The organism is Dapis purpurea BLCC-M126 (assembly GCF_050015975.1).
Classification (GTDB): domain Bacteria; phylum Cyanobacteriota; class Cyanobacteriia; order Cyanobacteriales; family Microcoleaceae; genus Trichodesmium.
Genome location: NZ_JBNHER010000006.1, coordinates 42,831 through 65,178 on the forward strand (window position 1 = coordinate 42,831; position 22,348 = coordinate 65,178).

A 22,348-nucleotide genomic window follows, 5' to 3' on the forward strand; every position below is an offset into this window, starting at 1 on the left:
ACTAGCAGATATTTTATCTTGCATCAAGCAATTATCCATTGTTGACAATTTATTGGTTTTTATTATGTCTCGTCGTAGAGTTGTTCAAAGACGTCCTGTTCCTCCAGACCCAAAATATAATAGTCGGTTAGTCAGCATGATTGTCCGGCGCATAATGCATCACGGTAAGAAGTCTGTAGCCTTTAATATCGTGTACGATGCCTTTAAAGCTATTGAAGAAAGGACAGATTCTGATCCACTAGAACTATTTGAGAAGGCAGTCCGGAATGTGACTCCCTTAGTAGAGGTTAAAGCTCGCCGTGTAGGTGGTGCTACTTACCAAGTACCGATGGAAGTACGCTCTGACAGGGGAACTACCCTAGCTTTGCGTTGGTTAGTGCAATATTCTAGAGCCAGAGGTGGGAAGACAATGGCCATGAAGTTGGCCAATGAGTTGATGGATGCAGCTAACGAAACAGGTAGTGCTATTCGCAAGAGAGAAGAAACTCATAGAATGGCAGAAGCCAATAAGGCTTTTGCTCATTATCGTTACTAATAAATTTAGACCATAGCAGCAGTTGTCCCAAAAGTATAGAATTTTAATCAACCGTCAAAATTGGTAGCACAGATAAGGAGGTAACTGTGGGCAGAACTATGCCACTTGAGCGGGTGCGGAATATTGGCATTGCAGCTCATATTGATGCTGGTAAAACAACAACAACAGAGAGAATCCTATTTTATTCTGGCATAGTACATAAAATGGGAGAGGTTCACGATGGCACCGCAGTTACCGACTGGATGGCTCAAGAGCGAGAACGTGGAATTACTATTACTGCGGCTGCTATTAGTACCAAATGGTTAGACCATCAAATTAATATTATTGATACTCCAGGACACGTAGACTTCACAATTGAAGTAGAACGATCTATGAGGGTTCTGGATGGTATAATAGCTGTCTTTTGTTCTGTTGGAGGAGTACAACCTCAATCAGAAACGGTTTGGCGACAAGCTGACCGTTACAATGTGCCTCGTATGGCCTTTGTGAATAAAATGGACAGGACAGGGGCTAACTTCTTCAAGGTATATGATCAAATTCGCGATCGCCTCCGAGCTAATGCAGTTCCTATTCAAATTCCTATTGGTAGTGAAAATGAATTTAGGGGAATTGTTGATTTGGTGCGAATGAAGGCTTTTATGTATACCAATGACCTGGGAACAGATATTCAAGAAACAGAAATTCCAGCAGAAGTGGAAGAATTGGCTCAAGAATATCGTCTCAAGTTAGTTGAGTCAGTAGCAGAAACTGATGATGCTTTGACAGAAAAGTATCTTGAAGGTGAGGAAATTGAAGAAAAGGAGATGCGGCAGGCTTTACGTCAAGCTACTATTGCAGGTACAATTGTACCTATGTTATGTGGCTCTGCTTTCAAAAACAAAGGTGTTCAGCTTTTATTAGATGCAGTAGTAGATTATTTGCCAGCTCCTACAGAAGTTCCACCAATTCAAGGAACCTTACCAAATGGGGAATTGGATACTAGGATATCAGATGATGAGGCTCCCCTGGCATCTCTGGCATTCAAAATTATGTCAGATCCTTATGGTCGTCTTACCTTCCTCCGAGTATATTCTGGAGTCCTTGCTAAAGGTAGTTATATTTTAAATTCTACTAAAGGTAAGAAAGAAAGAATTTCTCGTCTAATTGTTCTGAAAGCTGATGACAGAATAGAGGTTGATGAACTACGGGCAGGAGATTTGGGAGCAGTTGTGGGGTTGAAAGATACCTTGACAGGAGATACGGTTTGTGATAAAGAACATCCAATTATCCTAGAATCTCTTTATGTCCCTGAGCCAGTTATATCTGTGGCTGTGGAACCGAAAACCAAGCAAGATATGGAAAAATTGTCTCAAGCTCTTCAGGCTCTTTCAGATGAAGACCCTACGTTCCGGGTGAGTATCGATCCAGAAACTAATCAAACAGTGATTGCTGGTATGGGCGAACTGCACCTAGAAATCTTGGTAGATAGGATGCTTCGGGAATACAAAGTAGAAGCTAATGTGGGTCAACCACAGGTAGCGTACCGAGAAACTATTCGTGGAGAGGTTCAGGCCGAGGGTAAATTTATCCGACAAAGTGGTGGCAAAGGTCAATATGGTCATGTTGTCGTGGAATTAGCGCCTGGAGAGCTGGGAAGTGGCTTTGAGTTTGTCTCCAAAATTGTTGGAGGTACAATTCCTAAAGAATTTATTAGTCCAGCAGAGCAAGGAATGAAAGAGGCTTGTGAAGCAGGTGTTTTAGCTGGTTATCCATTAATAGATGTTAAGGCTACTTTGGTAGATGGATCTTACCATGATGTGGATTCTTCAGAAATGGCTTTTAAAATTGCTGGTTCTATGGCAATTAAAGAAGGTGTTACTAAGGCTTCACCTGTGTTATTAGAGCCTATGATGAAAGTAGAGGTAGAAGTACCTGAAGATTTTATTGGTAATATTATTGGAGACCTGAACTCTAGAAGAGGACAAATTGAGAATCAAGAGTTAGAATCAAGTGTGGCTAAAGTAACGGCAAAGGTTCCCTTGGCAGAAATGTTTGGTTATGCTACTGATATGAGGTCAAAGACTCAAGGTCGTGGTATGTTTTCGATGGAATTTAGTAATTATGAGGAAGTGCCTCGTAATGTGGCTGAGACTATCATTGCTAAAAGCAGAGGATATGTTTAGTAATCTGGAAAATTGTGTGTTTTTCAGGTTAAAATACTAGCTTTGGGTTGAATAATGTGAAAATAAAATCACTGATAACTAGATAAAAACTTGCAATTTACTGAAAAAGTAGGCAATTGTCTAAAACAAAAACTAACAAAGATTAGTTGAAGGGATTAGGCAGAGTTTTAAAAATTTATCTATTATTATCAGTGCATCCGTTTCCTAATTTAACTAGCTGTGTGGTTTCAGTTGCGTATGAGACTTGAATGCTAGAAGCTAATCTAGCTTTGGCGGGCAGTTCGTCCGTGACAGCTTGTGGACTGGATAACACCGACTTTGCCAGGTTGAAGCAGGAATAGAACAGATTATAAGCACGAAAATCATAGATTTTTGCAGATAATCGTAGGTTTCTAAGAACGGAAGCGGAATTAACAACGGAAAAAAGGAACGAGTAATTAATGGCACGCGCAAAATTTGAAAGAAATAAGCCTCACGTCAATATTGGAACTATTGGCCACGTTGACCATGGTAAAACAACCTTGACTGCTGCAATTACAATGAGTCTAGCAGCACAGGGAAAAGCTAAGGCCAGGAATTATGCAGATATTGATGCAGCTCCAGAAGAGAAAGCACGGGGTATTACAATTAATACTGCTCATGTAGAGTATGAAACAGAAGATCGTCACTATGCTCACGTTGATTGTCCTGGACACGCTGACTATGTAAAAAATATGATTACAGGTGCAGCTCAAATGGACGGTGCAATTCTAGTTGTTTCTGCTGCTGATGGTCCAATGCCACAAACTCGCGAGCATATTCTATTGGCCAAGCAGGTAGGGGTTCCTAATATTGTTGTTTTCCTCAACAAGCAAGATATGGTGGATGATGAGGAACTTTTGGAACTGGTGGAACTGGAAGTTCGGGAACTTTTAAGTGATTACGATTTTGATGGAGATAATATTCCCATTGCTTCTGGTTCAGCATTACAAGCAGTAGAAGCACTAACAGCTAATCCAAATATAGCAAAGGGTGAAAATGAGTGGGTAGATAAAATTCTCGCTCTGATGGATGAAGTTGATGGTTATATTCCTACACCAGAACGTGATGTTGATAAGCCATTCTTGATGGCCGTAGAAGATGTATTCTCTATTACTGGTCGTGGTACTGTGGCTACAGGCCGGATTGAACGTGGTAAAGTGAAAGTGGGCGAAACAGTAGAATTAGTGGGAATCAGAGAAACTCGTAGTACTACTGTTACAGGTGTAGAAATGTTCCAGAAAATTCTCGATGAAGGAATGGCTGGTGATAACGTGGGATTACTACTGCGTGGTATGCAGAAAACTGATATCCAACGTGGTATGGTTTTGGCGAAACCAGGTTCTATTACTCCCCATAAGAAATTTGAATCAGAAGTATATGTTCTGAAAAAAGAAGAAGGAGGCCGTCATACACCTTTCTTCCCAAATTATCGCCCTCAATTCTACATCCGGACAACAGATGTAACTGGTGCCATTGAGTCTTTTACTGCTGATGATGGCAGTACAGCAGAAATGGTAATGCCTGGTGACCGGATTAAAATGACAGTTCTACTAATCAACCCAGTGGCCATTGAACAAGGTATGCGTTTTGCCATTCGTGAAGGTGGTAGAACTATTGGCGCTGGTGTTGTTTCTAAAATTATAGAGTAGGACAACTGCCTGAAAGATTAAGTGGCAGAAAAGCACAGATATATATTATTGATGTTTGCTTTTCTGCTGCTTATTAGTGAAAGTTAATTTTGATCAAAATAATTGTGTCACGCAACCCCCCCCTTTTTTGAAGACGAAATCTTTTTGGAGGGTTGCAAAACTACCAATTACAAAAATAACCTCTGTAGATCGCTAATCTGACGGCTCTCCTAATCTAATTTCCTAAAAATCTATTGCCAGTTAATAAAACTAGTAATTGATAATTGAAAACTTAAAAATCCGAACCTAGAAAACTAAAGAGAAATGGCCACAATTCAACAGCAAAAAATTCGTATTCGTCTCAAGGCATTTGACCGCCGTTTACTAGATACATCTTGTGATAAAATTGTAGATACAGCAAATAGAACAGGAGCCACAGCAATTGGGCCGATACCTTTGCCCACAAAACGACGCATTTACTGTTTGTTGCGATCTCCCCACGTTGATAAAGATTCACGAGAACATTTTGAAACACGCACACATCGTAGGATTATAGATATCTATCAACCTTCATCAAAAACAATTGATGCTTTGATGAAGCTTGATTTGCCAGCAGGTGTAGATATTGAAGTAAAGCTATAGAGAAATTAAGCCATGAGCCAGTAATAGTTGAGAATTCTTAATTATGCTCATGGCCAGAAGCGATTTGCTAATCTAAACTTCTTGATATATTGGAGTCAGATTTGCTGTTACATTTTGACATTTTCTCCGGGTGTTAGGCATAGATATTCCTATGACTAAGAGCGCGAGTCTTTAATCAAGGTTGTGATAAAACATAAAACTAAGCCACTTTAGACAACCCTGATTATCTTCAATTTTTATGTCAAAATTCTCAAAAATATTAAGTATATACATATCCAAGTATCGAAAAATCCGCTAAAGTATAAGAAGTATAAGTACCAAAAATCTATTAATACTAGAAAAATGCCATCTTCTTCTGTAGCTGTTCGAGAACTTCCCTTATTTCCACTACCAGAAGTAGTATTATTTCCAGGTAGACCTCTACCACTACATATCTTTGAATTTCGCTATAGAATTATGATGAACACAATTCTAGAAAGTGATAAGAGATTTGGAGTTTTAATGTGGGATTCTGCTCAAGATCAAGTTGTGGCAACTGGATGCTGCGCTAAAATTGAGGATTATCAGCGCTTACCTGACGATCGGATGAAGGTTTTAACTATAGGTGAGCAAAGATTTAGAGTTTTAGACACAGTTAGAGAGAAACCGTATTTAGTTGGTTTAGTTGAATGGATAGAAGATAACCCTTCAGAAAACGAGCTTGGAGAGTTAGCAAATCAAGTTGAGCTGTTACTTAGAGATGTAGTTCATCTTTCTGGAAAACTCATGGATCAAAGGATAGAGCTACCAGAAGATGTTCCTAATTTACCAGAAGAATTATCGTATTGGGTAGCTAGTAATCTTTATGGTGTCGCAACTGAACAGCAAGCTCTTTTGGAGATGCAAGATACTGCTGCTAGACTAGAAAGAGAAGTAGAAATTCTCAGCTCTACCCGCAATCATCTTGCAGCTAGAACTGTTCTTAAAGACACTCTAAAATAATAAATTAGTCGTTTTGTCAGTTCAAGATATTATGTTTATGAAATATTATTTTGAATATTAAATTCAACTAAACAAATAATAGAAATAATAGAATAGTAGCTCAAAATTTAGGTATTAGGAAGTTTAATTTATAATTCAATTCCTAATACCTAAATATTTTTTTTGTTAAAAAATTCCTAGGAATTTCAGAACAATAGCTCAGTTACTATAATAACAATTTATGGCTCAATCTTTTGCCAGTTTTGACTCATACTACTTTAATAATACGAAACTAATTATTCTAAATCTCAAAAGTTTTGCTACATCTTCTTAAGTAGTCAGTAGTTATTAACAATAATTAGTCAATGTAGATAGTAGGACTATCAAATAGAGAGTATGTCCTGGAATTAAATTTGATATTTAGGACGAGAAGGAGTAGAACTCAATACTTAGTGATAAATTATACACTTTGACTACCAGGGGCTAAGATAGACATTTGTTCACTTTGAGCTAATACCTTAGTTTCATCACAAGCCCATTTATGATAATCCACCAATAATTGATGGGTTAGTCTTTGTTTGATTGTCATTAATACACTTTTGAGCAAGCCATTACCAGTTGTTTCTAAAACTGGTAATGGTGTTAACCATAATGGAGGGGGTAACTCTACTTTAACCTCTAAATCAGCTTTACCCTTGAGATGAGTAACTCCTTTTATTTGCAAGGATTCAAGAATACCAACCAGATTGAGAGTAAAGCGTTGGTTTATGTATTCTATCCCACGAATTTCACATCTCTCTGACTTTAAGTAGATTTTGCCTTTAGGACTAGACCAAAACCGCATATCTACAGTTGGTTGAATAGTCAACATCATAAAGTGTAGTGGACGCATTTTCAAGCGGAAACAATCTTTATCTAATTGTTCTAATCTTGTTGGATCTGTCAAAGCATTAACTAAACGCTTTGGCTGACGGAGATAATGCTGAATAGGAACTTGTTCTTCTATTACAGGAATATCTACTGATTGTGAAGCAGTAAATCTGATAATCATAATTTTTTCAAAAAATCAATATTTTATGGCTAAATTTTAATTAAAATTCACATTTATTAATGTGATTCAGATCATATTAAAGTATCTACTCAAGTTTGGTCAATAACTAAGATAGGATTTAGGTAAAATTAATTAATTCTCATAAATGATACTGTCTTATTAATGAGAACTAAGTAAACAAATGTAATTTAATTTTGCAAAGTGTAAATTATTCAAATTTTTAGAGATTTCCCTTAGAGATAAAATCTAAAAGAGAACGGGGTTTTATGACCAATAAATATAAATAAGGTCAATAATCTCCCCTTAGATGCGATGCTGTCGCTCTACAAGGGGATAAAAAACTTCGTAGCCTCCTAATTCAGTAGGAGATACTGTTTTGCTAGGCGACATGAATGCGGAGCATCACCTAGGAAAGCTCCTCTGCAAGAGGCAGTTTAGACCTAGTAGGCTAACTGATAACTGATAACTGATAACTGAAATGACCATATCTATCGCACATCTTGGCCCGGCTGGAACTTATGCAGAAAGTGCAGCATTAGCATTTTCTAACAAACTAAGTAAACTTGGTCAAAAATCTATTCTGTGCCCATATCCTAGTATTGCTCAAACTTTATGGGCAGTTTCTCAAGAGCAAGTTAATTTAGCAGTTGTACCTGTAGAAAATTCTATTGAAGGAAGCGTTACTATTACTCTAGATACACTTTGGCAACTGGATATTTTAAAGATTCAAACAGCATTAGTTTTACCTATTTCTCATGGATTAATATCATTAGCTAGTAGTTTTGAAGAGATTAAAACTGTTTATTCTCATCCACAAGCTTTAGCTCAATGTCAAGGTTGGTTAGAAAAGTTTTTGCCACAAGTACAGCAAATTCCAGCTAATTCTACCACGGAAGCATTAGAGCATTTAGAAACAGATCGGAGTGCCGCAGCAATCGCTTCTCAAAGAGCTGCTGAACTTTATCAATTACCTATATTAGCTTATCCAATTAATGATTATCCTGATAATTGTACTCGCTTTTTGGTCTTGAAACAAGGATGTACAGAAATAGAAAACTCGGCTTTAAAACTAATAATTAATTCGATCAATCAACTAGAAAATTCAGTTTTTACTTCTTTAGGTTTTACTGTACCTGCAAATGTACCAGGTGCTTTGGTTAAACCATTGCAAGTATTTGCAAAAAGGGACATTAATATGAGTAGAATAGAATCTCGTCCGACGAAACTATCTCTAGGGGATTATTTATTTTTTATTGATATAGAAGCTAATAGTAATCATAATTATGTCAAGGCAGCAATAGAAGAATTAAAAACCTATACAAAAATTCTCAAATTATTTGGCAGTTATACTATAACTGCAATTAATTAATAGCAATTAACACTCAACTATCAGTTTTTTTATTTTGCTTTACTTTTTATGATTGATATCTATAGCTAAATACTTGCCTATCTTATAGTATTTATCGAAATTAATGCTTTATTTAGTTGCCATTTTATATCTCCATATCCCCCTATATCTATCACAATGATATGTAGCAAAAATTTCTAATATTTGCTATTATTGATATTTATTTCTTATATCAATATAAATTACGCAGAAACGGGGTTTATTGATGAAATTTTGTGATTTGAAACACAATAATCACGTTAATAAACCTAGTTTATTGTTTGGGTGTGTAATACCAATTTGATAAATGTTTGCTACAAATACTGAAACTGTTTCTAGTAGTCAATAGTTAGTAGTCAGTAGTCAGATAGATTGAGCTGTTATTATCATTTTGACCCTGCAAAGAATTCGATTCTGCCAAATATAAATCTAATTTTAACCATTTTTGTTGACCCAACTATTCGTAACATTCTTTTTTCAAATTGGTATAAGTCCCGATCGAGTCTCATTAATTAACCATAATAAAAATTTTTTTCTATTTCAGAAGAATGCTGCGCAAATAAATTTCCCTCTATTCCCTCTTCCTTACATCATATTACTTACTGATTTAGATTATATTTTGCAGCACAACTAGCAGACGTTGAATTTGTTTTTCCCAAGTTAAATTTTGCATAAAATTCACAGCGTTACTGCCCTTAACTTTAGCATTTTCTCGATCGGAATATACTTTTTCTAACATTTCCACTACTTCTTCAACATCAGATTCTCCCCAACCTTCTATCCCTGGAAAATGAGGGGTAGGTTTGACAGATTTTTGAGAACGTAATGGATAACAATGAGAGTCATTAATTATGTCTAAATGCCCGGTATTAGCAGAAATAATTGTGGGAATACCACAGGCGAGACTTTCCATTGCCACAAGATTTGTTCCACCTTCACAACGGTTTGTAAATACAGAAACATCAGTTTCTCGTAATATTTGTCCGACCATATAATTAGGAATAGGACCAACATCAATAACGGCATTTTCAGGAATATCATTTGTTAGCAACCATTCAGTAATTTGTAAACGTTTATCTTGACTAATTTTAGGTAAACCTACAACATTTCCTGTTTGTTCAATTCCTCCCATAAATTGAGGCCAAAAATTATGCCAAGCTGTAATTAATAATGCTTCTGGATGACGTTTTTGGAAAATTTTAAAAGCCGCTATAACAATATCTTGACCTTTACGATATTCTAGTTTGCCACCAGAAAAAATAACAAAGCGATCGCTAAAAGTATTAGATTTAGGTGCTGGATGAAAAATTGTTTGATCGATACCTTGTAAAACTTTTTGTACGGGTTTTATGCCATTACCTTCTAAAATATTAGTATTCCAAGTAGAGCCTGTAATAATCAAATTGTATGCTTTGGCGCGATTTATTTGTTCTGAAGTAAATTTAGTATTTTCTGAAAAAATAATTCCAATGTTTTGGGTTCCTAGAAAATTGTTATTTACAGAAAAATTACCATTTAATGCTTGTAATATTGGCAAATTCAGTTTAATCTTTTTTTCTTGGTGATTTTTGAATTGATTTTGCAGATTTTTTTGAGCATTAAAAGCTGGATTTAGTAAAGCTTGATGCAAGGGATTTAAGGTTCCAGGTTGAATAGAAGCAGGTGTTAATAATAGGGGTTTATATTCTTTATTTTTAAGTAGTTGGAGAGTAATATTAATGCCATAAATTCCCCAACCAGTATTATGGTTTAACGGCCAATTAATTCCAATTATATTCATTATTTCCGAAGTATAAATTTGAGTTTGTAGATTTTTTGCAGAAGTTATGGAGGTAGATAAAGCTATATTTTTTTGATGTTTGCAAGATTGATATTGTGCTAAAGCTTTTTTAATTGATTCTTGTGACAATTGAATAGCTTTTGTTTCAGAACTTTTATTGATTATAGAATTATTATCTATCACATTTTCTAAGTTCTCTTTAACTTGCTTAAATATACTATTCCAATCTCCAATTTTTGACTGTCTAAATAATCTCATTGTTGGATACCAAGGACTATCTTCTCTGTCTGTTAACCAACGCCAGTCAGAATCAAAGTTTAACATTACCCAAACTGGTTTACCTAATGCTCCTGCTAAGTGAGCAATAACTGTATCTATTGTAATTACTAAATCTAATTGTTTTATGGCTGCTGCTGTATCAGCTAGGTGATTAAAAGATGAACCTAAATTATGTATTTGAGTTTGAGACTTCAGCCATTCTAAATCTTGGGGAGAGACTTCTTTTTGTAAAATATAAAAGTTGACTGTATCTATATTGATAATTGCTTGTAAATATTCAACTGAGCAAGAACGTACTTGACTGGAGTCACCAATACTACTTCTTTTTGTTTGCCAACAAATTCCCACTTTGAGATTTTTTTCGGGAGCAAATGGAATGGGAAAGTCGATTGATTTTGGTACAGATAAATAAGGAATTTCCGCAGGTATAGTTTCCAGAGTAGTTTGAAAAATTCGAGGTAGACTCATCAATGAAACTTGTAGGTCAAAATCTGGTAATTTTTCACCTTCAACAAATAATTCATCTATTTCTGAAACAGTGGTAAATAAGAATTTTAATCCAGGTTGATTACATTCAAAAATTACACGGCCTCCCAATTTTTTCACCAAAGGAATATAGCGGATAAATTGAATAGAATCTCCTAAACCTTGTTCGGTATAAACCAATAAAGTTTTCCCTGAAAAATTTGAACCATCCCACACAGGTTGAGATAAATTACGAGTGATAAAACCTTTAGTTTTTGACCGCCATTCATATTTAGAAAATCCGGCAATAAAATCTCCTTGTTTAAGCAAAACAGAAGCTAAACCAAAATGAGAATTTACATGATTTTTATCTAATTTAAGAGCTTGTTCATAATATTTTTGAGATTCCGCAAGTTTTCCTAATTCTAAAAATATAAAGCCTAGAGAATAATATGCTTCGACATAATCTGGATTTAGTTCCAGAGATTTTTGGCAATATTCAACTGCTAAGTCAAGTTGACCTTGCTTTTGCAAAATATTTCCTAAGTTGTACCATGCTTCGGTGTAATTAGGATTAATTTTAATTGCCTGTTGATAATAGGTACTTGCCTTTGATAAGTCTCTCTTTTTTTCCCAAGCAAAGCCTAAATTGAGATTTGTGGATGAGTTGTTAGGATTAATTTCTCTGGATTTTTCATAGTTGATAATTGCCGAATCAATTTCACCTTTATCTAAAAAAATCAGTCCTAAGTTGGAATAGTTACTACTATCACTTGGTTGAAGAGAAATAGCTTTTTGATAATGAGGGATCGCCTCTTCTAAACGATATTCTTTTTTCAGGATTTTGCCTAAGTTTGAATAAGCTTGACTAGAGTTAGGACGCAAAGTAATAACCTGATTCAAAAGCTGAATTGCCACTTCATTTCTACCTGCTAAATTTTCTAGTACAGCTAATAAATGGAGTGCCTGAAAATCTTCTGGTTTTTCTTTCAGTATTCGACGACATATTTTTTCTGCTTCTACTAAATTCTTTTGTTGATAGTATTGATACGCAAGGTCAAAATTTGCTGGTAAATCTGTTAAACTTTGCTGAGATTCTATAAATTCAATTAATGCTTGTTTTACCTCAACAAATACACTATCCCAATCTTCAATTTTTGGCTGTCTAAATAACCTCATTGTCGGATACCAAGGACTATCTTCTCTGTTTGTTAACCAACGCCAGTCAGAATCAAAGTTTAACATTACCCAAACTGGTTTTCCTAATGCTCCTGCTAAGTGAGCGATAACTGTATCTATTGTAATTACTAAATCTAATTGTTTTATCGCTGCTGCTGTATCAGCTAGATTGTTAAAAGATGAGCCTAAATTGTAGATTTTTGTTCGAGAGTTCAGCCATTCTAAATCTTGGGGAGAAACTTCTTTTTGTAAAATATAAAAGTTGACTGTATCTATATTGATAATTTCTTGTAAATATTCAACTGAGCAAGAGCGTATTTGACTGGTTTCAGTTGTACTATTTGTTTGCCAACATATTCCTACTTTGAGATTTTTTTCTGGAGTAAGTGGAATAGGAAACTCAATTGATTTTGGTACAGATAAATAAGGAATTTCAGCAGGTATAGTTTCCAGAGTAGTTTGGAAAATTCGAGGTAGACTCATCAATGAAACTTGCAGGTCAAAATCTAGTAACTTTTCACCTTCAACAAATATTTCATCTATTTCTGAAACAGTGGTAAATAAGAATTTTAATCCAGATTGATTACATTCAACAATGACACGATCTCCTAATTTTTTCACCAGAGGAATATAGCGGATAAATTGGATAGAGTCTCCTAAACCTTGTTCCGTATAAATCAATAAAGTTTTGCCTGAAAAATCTGAACCATCCCATACAGGTTCAGCAAAATTACGAGTTATATAATCTTCACGTTGGTAGCGCCATTCATATTCAGAAAATCCAGCTAAAAAATTTCCTTGTTTAAGAAGAATAAATCCTCTAGCAAAGTGAGCATTGATATGGTTAGGATTTAACTCCAGACATTTTTCATAAAGAACTTTTGCTTCTGTTAAATTACCCTGTTCTTTCAGAATATTACCCCAAGAGTAATAGATATGAACATTATTTGGTTGAATCTCTAGAGATTTTTGATAAGAACGAATTACTTCGGGAATATTGCCTTGAATTTTAAATATTAAACCCAAATTATGCCAAGCTGAAGCATCATTTGGTTTTAGTTCAATCGCTCTTTGATTATGAACTATTGCCTGCTCAAGTTTCTTTTGTTTTTTCAGAGCAATAGCCAAACCTAGATGAGTTTTATAATTATTAGGGTTGAGGTTAATTACTTTCTGATGGTAAGCGATTTCTAAATCAATTTTTCCTGTTTTTTTAGCACACAAAGCAAGTATTTCAAGTGCAGTAGCGCAATGGGGTTGATATTGAATAATAAAGTCACATATTTTCTCTGCTTCTTTCCAGTTTTCTACCTGATATTGTTCTAATGCTGCTGTCAGTAACTGCTGAGTTGTAACTGATGACCCTGGTTGAATTATTGATGGATAATCTGTTTTTTTAAAACTCAGTAATTTAGACGATAAAGCATCAAAAACTTCTCGACAAACTCCTTGCCAATCTCCTATTTTTTCCTGTCTAAATAACCTCATTGTCGGATACCAAGGACTGTCTTGGCTATCTCTCAACCAGCGCCAGTCGGAATCAAAATTTAACATTACCCAAACTGGTTTGCCTAATGCTCCTGCTAGGTGAGCAATAACTGTATCTATTGTAATTACTAAATCTAATTGTTTTATCGCTGCTGCTGTATCAGCTAAATCATTAAAATATGAACTTAAATTATGGATTTGAGTCTGAGATTTCAACCATTCTAAATCTTGGGGAGAAACTTCTTTTTGTAAAATATAAAAGCTAGCATTATCTAGACTCAGAATAGATTGTAAATCTTCGACGGAGCAAGAACGTTTTTTGCTAGTCTTGATTTGGCTATTTGTTCCCCAGGTTATGCCAATGTTGAAACTATTTGTAGTTTCTGGCAGCTTGATTTTTGTTGATTCTGGTACAAATAAATAAGGAATTTCAGCAGGTATAGTTTTTAAGGTAGTATCAAAAATTCGAGGTAGACTCATCAATGGAATTTGCAGGTCAAAATCTGGAAATTCTTCACCTATAACAAATAATTCGTCTGTTTCTAGAATAGTGGTAAATAATAACTTTAATCCAGCTTTATTACATCCAACAATTACACGGCCTCCCAATTTTTTCACCAAAGGAATATAGCGGATAAATTGAATAGAGTCTCCTAAACCTTGTTCCGTATAAACCAATAAAGTTTTCCCAGAAAAATCTGAACCATCCCATACAGGTTGAGCAAAATTATTAGTTACATAATCTTGACGTTGGCAGCGCCATTCATACTCAGAAAAACCTTGAATAAAATTTCCCTGTTTAAGCAAAACAGTAGCTAAACCAAAATGAGCATTAAAATTATTTTTATCTAATTTAAGAGCTTTTTGATAATACTTTTGAGATTCCGAAAATTTTCCTAACTCTAAAAATATACTGCCTAGACTGTTATATGCTTCAGCATAATTTTGCTTAAGTTCAAGGGATTTTTGATAACTCTCAATAGCTGCCTCAAATTCACCTTTCTCTCGCAAAATACGTCCTAAGTTATGCCATGCTTCAGCATAATTAGGACGAAATTTAATTGCAGCTTGACAGTGATTAAAAGCAGCATCAATTTGCCCATCTTGTTGAAGTGCAACAGCCAAATTATTATGAATTTCCGCATAATTAGGATTAAGTTTTAAAGATTTTTGATAATAAGCGATAGCCTGTTCTATTTGATTATTTTTATAAGCACATATACCCAAAAGTTCTAAAGCCAAAAAATTATTCGGCTGTTTTTTTATAATCTTATGACAAATATTTATTGCTTCTTCCCAGTTTCCAGATTGGTATTTTTGTAAGGCTTGTTTAATTTCACTATCATCAAATTTTCTATCCATAGTTTTTGATATTTCCTTTTGAGGATAACCATTGTCCAGCAATTTTTTTAAATTATCGTTCACTTGTTTAAATACATTGTCCCAATCATCAATTTTTAACCAAAAAGTAAGGTCTCAAGCTTACCTTTTTAAGGCGATGAAAAAAATAAATTTTCGTATTTCAGCCTGATGATTTGAACTAAAATGACTATCTAAAGTTGGGACGCAAAGTAATAACCTGATGGGAAAGATAAATTGCTAATTCATTTCGATCTACTAAATGTTCTAGTACAGCTAATAAATAGAGCACCTGAAAATCTTGAAATTTTTATGCAACTATTAGACGAAATATTTTTTCTGCTTTTCCTAAATTATTTTGTTGATAATGATATACAAGGTCAAAATTTTCTGGTAAATATGGTGAATTATGCTCAGATTATAAAAGTTCAATTAATGCTTCTTTTACCTCAATAAATACACTATCCCAATCTGCAATTTTTGGCTGTCTAAATAATCGAGCTGTTGGATACCAAGGGCTATCATTTCTATCTAACATCCATCGCCAATCAGAATCAAAATTTAACATTACCCAAACAGGTTTACCTAATGCTCCTGCTAGGTGGGCAATAACTGTATCTATTGTTATTACTAAATCTAATTGTTGGATAGCTGCTGCTGTATCAGCCAAATCATTAAAAGATAAACCTAAATTATGTATTTGAGTTTGAGAATTCAGCCATTCTAAATCTTCTGGCAATACTTCCTTTTGTAAAATATAAAAATTAGCTTTACCTATACTTAGAATTCCCTCTAAATATTGAACTGGGCAAGAACGTTTTTGACTGGTTTTAGTATTGCTACTTGTTTGCCAACATATCCCTACTTTGAGATTTTTTTCTGGAGCAGGTGGGATGGTAAAATTGGTTGACTTTGGTACAGATAAGTAAGGAATTCTAGCAGGTATATTTTCTAAGGTAGTTCTCAAAATTCGAGGTAGACTCATTAATGGAATTTGCAGGTCAAAATCTGGTAATTTTTCACCTATAACAAATAATTCATCAATTCCCAAAACAGTCATAAATAATAATTTCAACCCAGCTTGATTAAGCTCAACAATTACACCCCCTCCTAATTGTTTCACCAGAGGAATATAGCGGATAAATTGAATAGAATCTCCCAAACCTTGCTCAGTATAAACTAACAAAGTTTTGCCCTGAAAATTTGAACCATCCCACAGAGGTTGAGAGAAATTACGAGAGCTAAAATCTTTCTTTTGCCAGCGCCACTCATATTCATTAAATCCTTGAATAAAATTTCCTTGTTTCAGCAAAATACTAGCTAAACTAAAGTGGGCATTGACATGATTTTTATCTAATTTAATAGCTTCTTGATAATATTTTTGAGATTCCCCAAGTTTTCCTAGCTCTAAAAATATACTCCCTAAACTATTATATGCTTCAGCATAATTTGGCTTAAGTTCAAGGGATTTTTGATAATGAGCAATAGCTGCCTCAAATCGACCTTTATCTTGCAAAATATTTCCTAAATTATGCCATGCTTCAGCATAATTAGGACGCAATTTAATTGCAGTTTGATAGTGACTAAACGCAGCATCAATTTCCTGATTATCTTTAAGTGCAACAGCTAAATTATTATGAGTTCTCGCATCATTAGGATTAAGTTTTAAAGATTTTTGATAATAAGCGATCGCCTCTTCTATTTTATTATTTTGATAAGTACATATACCCAAAAGTTCTAAAGCTAAAAAATTATTAGGCTGTCTTTTTATAATCTTATAACAAATATTTTTTGTTTCTTCCAACTGTCCAGATTGGTATTTTTGTAAGGCTTGTTTAATTTCACTATCATCAAATTTTATATTTATAGTTTTTGACATTTCCTTTTGAGGATAACTATTCTCCAGAAAAATTTTTAAATTATCTTTCACCTGTTTAAATAAACTATTCCAATCATCAATTTTTGGCTGTCTAAATAATCGAGCTGTTGGATACCAAGGGCTATCATTTCTATCTAACATCCATCGCCAATCAGAATCAAAATTTAACATTACCCAAACAGGTTTACCTAATGCTCCTGCTAGGTGGGCAATAACTGTATCTATTGTTATTACTAAATCTAATTGTTGGATAGCTGCTGCTGTATCAGCCAAATCATTAAAAGATAAACCTAAATTATGTATTTGAGTTTGAGAATTCAGCCATTCTAAATCTTCTGGCAATACTTCCTTTTGTAAAATATAAAAATTAGCTTTACCTATACTTAGAATTCCCTCTAAATATTGAACTGGGCAAGAACGTTTTTGACTGGTTTTAGTATTGCTACTTGTTTGCCAACATATCCCTACTTTGAGATTTTTTTCTGGAGCAGGTGGGATGGTAAAATTGGTTGACTTTGGTACAGATAAGTAAGGAATTCTAGCAGGTATATTTTCTAAGGTAGTTCTCAAAATTCGAGGTAGACTCATTAATGGAATTTGCAGGTCAAAATCTGGTAATTTTTCACCTATAACAAATAATTCATCAATTCCCAAAACAGTCATAAATAATAATTTCAACCCAGCTTGATTAAGCTCAACAATTACACCCCCTCCTAATTGTTTCACCAGAGGAATATAGCGGATAAATTGAATAGAATCTCCCAAACCTTGCTCAGTATAAACTAACAAAGTTTTGCCCTGAAAATTTGAACCATCCCACAGAGGTTGAGAGAAATTACGAGAGCTAAAATCTTTCTTTTGCCAGCGCCATTCATATTTATGAAATCCTTGAATAAAATTTCCTTGTTTAAGCCAAATAAGTGCCAAACCAAAGTGAGCATTTCCATGATTTTTGTCTAATTTAATAGCCTCTTGATAATATTTTTGAGATTCCCCAAGTTTTCCTAACTCTAAAAATATTTTACCTAGACCATTATATGGTTCGGCATAATTTGGTTTAAGTTCAACGGCTTTTTGATAATGTTTAATCGCTGCTTTATATTGCTGGTTATCTTTCAGCGCCAGACCAAAATTACTGTGAATTTCGGGATTATTTGGATTTAGTTGCACAGCTTGAGTGAGGTAGGAAACTGCTTCTTTTGGTTGCCCCTCTAAACCAGCAATAACTCCTAATAAATGTAGAGACCGCGAATGTTTTCGCTCTCTTTCTAAGATTTTGTGGCAGATTTTTGTCGCTAATTTTAAATTGCCTTTTTGATAATTGTTTACTGCGGAGTTAAAAAGATGTTCTGATGTCTGATTTTCCATAAGTTTAGCCTAATGACAAAATTTTCAATTAAAATTAGCTAAAGTAGGTAAATTAAGTTTTTAAATTTTTAAGTCTTACTAGAGTCTTTCTGGACGGGCAATTAATAATAATGTTTGCTTGAGTAAATAGGTGTTAAAATTCACAACTATATAACTAAATATAAATCCACTTAGCTAAATACGCTGGCAGATACTTGAGTTAATTTACAAACCTTAAATCTAGTCAAGCTTTTCCAAATTTATATAGTTACTAAACTATCTACCAGCATTAATTTTTGGATAATTATTCCATAGTCAGACCCAATAATTTAATACTTAAAACCTTATATATATTCAAAATATGTGGTCATCTAGTCAAGGCATTCCCAATATACCCGATATTACCCATCCCCAAGAAATAATTGAACTTGGCAATCAAATTCTTAAGACATCACTCATATTAATTATTCTAACTGGCTTCTTAGGCATAGGAATAGCAATTATCAATTTTTCTATCCGTCATCACCAAGAATCAGAACCCAAAAATTTGATTAATGAATTAGTATCTCAATATTCGAGTTTACTTAAAAGTTTACCCCATCTAATTTTAGTTTTAAGCTTAGTAATAAGCTGATTTTTTCTCTGTTCAACTCTTAGTAATCGTTACCATAATTGGGAACAAGCAAAAATCTCTAAAATTGCTGCGGGTGTGGCAGGCAATCGCCTCGAACAAATCGCTCCAAAAGTTCGTTATATAGTAAAAGAACCCTATACATATTATCAGTGGGTTGATAATAAACGGGTTGAAGTTAAAAGTACGAGAAATGTAGATAAATATTTAAACATAAATGCTTCAAAAATTCAGGTAGATATTAACCAAGGTAAAAACTTTCAAAATCTCAAAGCTGTTTATGTTGTAGATTTTTCCGCAGAATATCAAGTTACTAACCAACTTCAAGATATCCAAGAATTTTTCTTTGATATTCGTCCTCCTTATGGTTATTCTTTACTACAAAACTTTCGCATTGAACAAAATAATAAAAGACTAATTCCTACTAGCCCTGAAAATTCTAGTTTTCCTTTCAGTTTATCTCCTGGAGAAACTGTCAATTTCAAAGTTAATTATCAAGCTCAAGGAGGACCTCGTTGGATTTATGATGCGAATAATCAACTATTATCAAACTTCCGATTAATAGCATTAGCAAATTTTCCTAAAGCAGACTTTGCTAGTGGCATTATTCCTACCGAAACTATAGAGTCAAATGAGGGTCGTAAATTTACTTGGATATTTGATGATAATGTTTCTGTGAAAAATCCTTTTGGAGTCTTTACTGCTACAGAATCAGTAAAAAATACAGGTATTTTACCTCGCCTATTAATATTAGCTCCATTATTATTTTTGTGGTGGTTAATTCTGTTATATTTTTCTATTCCTTTAAGTTTGCGAGATGTGACAATCTTAGGAGGAATTTTCTTTGCTTGCTTACTGACTTTAACTTACTTGAGTCGTTTCATTGATGCTAAATTTGCCTGGAGTTTAATTTCTCCAATATTGCTATTTTTAGTTTGGGGTTTAGGCTCAAATCGTCAAGCTTCTTTAGCTACAATCATTTGTACCATCAGTGGGGGAATTTTACCTATTTTTGCATTATTAGTTCCCTACAGTGGATTGACTTTAAGTATTGCCGGATTACTTTCTGTTGTTTGGTTAGTAGTTCGACATTGGTATGGATGGTATTCTTATGAATAACTAATCTAATTGAGTTAGAAAGTTTATTTTTTTGATCTCAAATTGAATATGATTAATGGATACAGAAAAAAATATTAAATTAGCAGGATAAAAACTAAAAACATTACCAGTAAACGAATTTAATTTATTAATAATTTACCAACCAAATTTTGTCTGATGCTACTCTGAATCTTGCAAAAGTAATCTCTAAACTTTCTCCACTGCTAGGAAACTTAATTGAGTTTAACATAACTGAATTTTTAAATGCTCAGAATAACTTTCATAAATTTGGGAAATAAAAATGTCAAGATCCTAGTTTTCCAGATACTATTTTTGAAGGTATAGTTAGGGCTTGCTGATTAATTATAAAAGTATTCACAGATAAAGACTTTAAGATTTTTTAGCCCTTAAAAAGTACCAGCTTTTTGGTGGATAGAGCTGCAAAAAGTTAGTATGCATGAGATGATTATGGCAGAAAAATTGAGGAATAATTTTTCGAGTACCTTCCCTATAATTCCCATTTATCCTGTCTCCTGACTCCTGACTCCTACCCTTACCCATAAGACTTTTTCAGCAAACCCTAGTTACTCCTACTCCTGGATTTGAAATTAAAATAATGATAAATTTTGTACCTTAGTCAAATCAACAACTTTGTCAAAAAAATCAGTAGTTATAATCAAGCCCCTTGATTTATAGCAAACATTTATCAAGTCTGGTATTACCAACGCCAAAAATTTAGTAAATAACTTTGAATTGAATATAAAGTAAACTATTGCGCAATAGTTAATCTTATATTCAATATGTACTCCTAATAATTGATTAAAATCTAGCAAAAATGCTGGGGAGTTAGTCTGTGCTTTATTTCCCTATAATTTCTAGGAGTAAAAAGGAAATAAGGAAAGTTGACAAGGACTAAACGAAAGACGATGTTGAGACGAAACTCCGTAATTTACTATTCCTTGTTTATGCTTATTTGTACCATAACCCTTGTTATTAGTCAAGTCATAAACAGGATATTTTTTCGCTAAACGCATAATCAAAGTATCACGCCAAACCTTAGCTACAATACTCGCAGCAGCGATCGGCAAACACTTACTATCCCCCTTAACAATAGTTTGTTGAGGTATAAATAAATCTCTAATTTCTTGATTCCCATCAACCAGAACTAAATCAGGCTTAGGTTCCAGCTTCATAACAGCTCGCTTCATCGCCAATAAAGAAGCTTGTAGAATATTCAAGCGGTCAATCTCCCGAACAGAAGCCATACCAATCTTACAATCCAAAGCCACGGCCAAGATTTGATTTGCCAAGTGACACCGACGCTTTTCTGTCAACCTTTTACTATCTTTCACCCCACTACTAGCCAAATGATCCAAAACCTCCTCTGGCAAAATTACCGCTGCTGCCACCACTGGCCCAAATAATGCCCCACGCCCTACTTCATCCACACCAGCACTAAGAAGTGAGGATGGATAATCAATCAACTCAGAAGAAGTCATAAGTACCATTTAAAAAAGTTTGCTACAAATTATTAGCATTTAGGAGCCAACAGTCAGAATTGATAATAGGTGCTATGGCACTATAGACGTTGATTACTTGTTATTTTGTCTATTGCCTCTTACTTCAATTTCTTAGTCAGAAAAGTAAATATTGCTTTTTAGTCCAAAAAATATCAAAATTAAGCCTTACCTATTCTTCCTGACTCCTGACAAAAGTTTAACTATTTGTAGCAAACATTTATTAGACTTGGTATTAGCGCGTCCAGACTAAAATTGTGGGTAAAACCTCCCCCCTCTCCTTGCAGGAGAAGGGTTGGGGGAGAGCTCTTCATCGACTCGCTCTTTACCCACATTTTAAAGCTAGACGAGGTAGTATAATTGCCAAATCTCAAAGTTGACATACTCTCCAGCCTGTTAGCGAAGTTCCTCTAAAAGAGGCAGGCATAGAGATTCTCCAGAAACCAGGGTTCTTGGTTTTTTGAGCCAAAGCTACGTCTTTCATGTCACATAGCGAAACATTGAGTCTACCTAAATTAAACGCCTTGCGACCTCTGACGTCTAATCCAGAGATGCTTCTATCCCCAAGCATTTACTCTATTTGAAAAGCCTGTTCTCATATACCCTATAGTACATTTCAAACCTAAAAACTTTGATTCTCTGATACTTGTTGCTTAGAATTTTTCTATGTACAAACATTACTGTACATCCAAGCCATAACTGTAGTTTTTAAGGTGCAAACACTACATTTAAATAGCTAGTTTATTAAAGGGATTATATCAAATCTGGTAGTATCGGTATAAAAAAGCAGAGAAACCGGGTTTATATAAAATGCCCACTATACTGATATCTGTCTCCCATAAACCCGGTTTCTTATAACACTGAAGCCAACGGATTTGATATTAAATACCTTTCCGCTTTTGATAACTATCAGATAAAGTCTCCACCTGCTTAAGGAGGA

General features: G+C 34.3%; 12 protein-coding genes. 8 read left to right on the forward strand and 4 right to left on the reverse strand.

What is annotated here, in order from left to right; translation table 11 throughout:
* Positions 1–64 precede the first annotated feature (64 nt).
* The 5 genes from rpsG to ACP6PL_RS01565 all read left to right on the forward strand — a co-directional run bounded on the left by rpsG (position 65) and on the right by ACP6PL_RS01565 (position 5,969).
* Positions 65–535, forward strand: a complete 471-nt coding sequence (gene rpsG / locus ACP6PL_RS01545; protein WP_426541819.1) for a 30S ribosomal protein S7 — start codon at positions 65–67, stop codon at positions 533–535.
* 86 nt (positions 536–621) lie between these two features.
* A complete protein-coding gene (gene fusA, locus ACP6PL_RS01550; RefSeq protein WP_426541821.1) occupies positions 622–2,697 on the forward strand; it encodes an elongation factor G in 2,076 nt (691 codons plus the stop codon).
* A 440-nt stretch (positions 2,698–3,137) separates the two neighbouring features.
* On the forward strand, positions 3,138–4,367 hold the full coding sequence (tuf, locus tag ACP6PL_RS01555) for an elongation factor Tu (RefSeq protein ID WP_426541823.1): 1,230 nt from the start codon (positions 3,138–3,140) through the stop codon (positions 4,365–4,367).
* Between the two features lie 303 nt (positions 4,368–4,670).
* On the forward strand, positions 4,671–4,988 hold the full coding sequence (gene rpsJ, locus ACP6PL_RS01560; protein ID WP_426541825.1) for a 30S ribosomal protein S10: 318 nt from the start codon (positions 4,671–4,673) through the stop codon (positions 4,986–4,988).
* Positions 4,989–5,330: 342 nt separating this feature from the next.
* The gene (locus tag ACP6PL_RS01565; RefSeq protein ID WP_426541827.1) at positions 5,331–5,969 is read left to right on the forward strand and encodes an LON peptidase substrate-binding domain-containing protein; all 639 of its coding nucleotides are present in this window, start codon (positions 5,331–5,333) and stop codon (positions 5,967–5,969) included.
* 439 nt (positions 5,970–6,408) lie between these two features.
* Here ACP6PL_RS01565 and ACP6PL_RS01570 read toward each other — a convergent pair whose 3' ends face one another.
* Entirely contained in the window at positions 6,409–6,999 is a 591-nt protein-coding gene (locus ACP6PL_RS01570) for a DUF1997 domain-containing protein (RefSeq protein ID WP_426541829.1), read from the reverse strand.
* A 478-nt stretch (positions 7,000–7,477) separates the two neighbouring features.
* On the opposite strand from ACP6PL_RS01570, the gene pheA reads away from it, so the two are divergent.
* On the forward strand, positions 7,478–8,368 hold the full coding sequence (gene pheA / locus ACP6PL_RS01575) for a prephenate dehydratase (protein WP_426541831.1): 891 nt from the start codon (positions 7,478–7,480) through the stop codon (positions 8,366–8,368).
* Between the two features lie 625 nt (positions 8,369–8,993).
* Here pheA and ACP6PL_RS01580 read toward each other — a convergent pair.
* Positions 8,994–14,939, reverse strand: a complete 5,946-nt coding sequence (locus ACP6PL_RS01580) for a tetratricopeptide repeat protein (RefSeq protein WP_426541833.1) — start codon at positions 14,937–14,939, stop codon at positions 8,994–8,996.
* 415 nt (positions 14,940–15,354) lie between these two features.
* Complete coding sequence (locus ACP6PL_RS01585; RefSeq protein ID WP_426541835.1) at positions 15,355–18,183, reverse strand: tetratricopeptide repeat protein; 2,829 nt, start codon at positions 18,181–18,183, stop codon at positions 15,355–15,357.
* Positions 18,184–18,523: 340 nt separating this feature from the next.
* Between ACP6PL_RS01585 and ACP6PL_RS01590 the strand changes: the two genes are divergently transcribed.
* The gene (locus ACP6PL_RS01590) at positions 18,524–18,796 is read left to right on the forward strand and encodes a hypothetical protein (RefSeq protein ID WP_426541837.1); all 273 of its coding nucleotides are present in this window, start codon (positions 18,524–18,526) and stop codon (positions 18,794–18,796) included.
* A 75-nt stretch (positions 18,797–18,871) separates the two neighbouring features.
* Positions 18,872–19,912: a hypothetical protein gene (locus ACP6PL_RS01595; RefSeq protein ID WP_426541839.1), complete on the forward strand. Its 1,041-nt coding sequence runs from the start codon at positions 18,872–18,874 to the stop codon at positions 19,910–19,912.
* Between the two features lie 854 nt (positions 19,913–20,766).
* Here the strand turns inward: ACP6PL_RS01595 and ACP6PL_RS01600 are convergent.
* The gene (locus ACP6PL_RS01600) at positions 20,767–21,390 is read right to left on the reverse strand and encodes a ribonuclease HII (protein ID WP_426541841.1); all 624 of its coding nucleotides are present in this window, start codon (positions 21,388–21,390) and stop codon (positions 20,767–20,769) included.
* Positions 21,391–22,348: the final 958 nt, after the last annotated feature.

Excerpts from the sequence above, each read along its gene's own strand:
- rpsG (WP_426541819.1), top strand. The coding sequence starts at position 65 with ATGTCTCGTCGTAGAGTTGTTCAAAGACGTCCTGTTCCTCCAGACCCA.
- tuf (WP_426541823.1), top strand. The coding sequence starts at position 3,138 with ATGGCACGCGCAAAATTTGAAAGAAATAAGCCTCACGTCAATATTGGA.
- rpsJ (WP_426541825.1), top strand. The coding sequence starts at position 4,671 with ATGGCCACAATTCAACAGCAAAAAATTCGTATTCGTCTCAAGGCATTT.
- ACP6PL_RS01565 (WP_426541827.1), top strand. The coding sequence starts at position 5,331 with ATGCCATCTTCTTCTGTAGCTGTTCGAGAACTTCCCTTATTTCCACTA.
- ACP6PL_RS01570 (WP_426541829.1), bottom strand. The coding sequence starts at position 6,999 with ATGATTATCAGATTTACTGCTTCACAATCAGTAGATATTCCTGTAATA.
- pheA (WP_426541831.1), top strand. The coding sequence starts at position 7,478 with ATGACCATATCTATCGCACATCTTGGCCCGGCTGGAACTTATGCAGAA.
- ACP6PL_RS01580 (WP_426541833.1), bottom strand. The coding sequence starts at position 14,939 with ATGGATAGAAAATTTGATGATAGTGAAATTAAACAAGCCTTACAAAAA.
- ACP6PL_RS01585 (WP_426541835.1), bottom strand. The coding sequence starts at position 18,183 with ATGGAAAATCAGACATCAGAACATCTTTTTAACTCCGCAGTAAACAAT.
- ACP6PL_RS01590 (WP_426541837.1), top strand. The coding sequence starts at position 18,524 with ATGTGGTCATCTAGTCAAGGCATTCCCAATATACCCGATATTACCCAT.
- ACP6PL_RS01600 (WP_426541841.1), bottom strand. The coding sequence starts at position 21,390 with ATGACTTCTTCTGAGTTGATTGATTATCCATCCTCACTTCTTAGTGCT.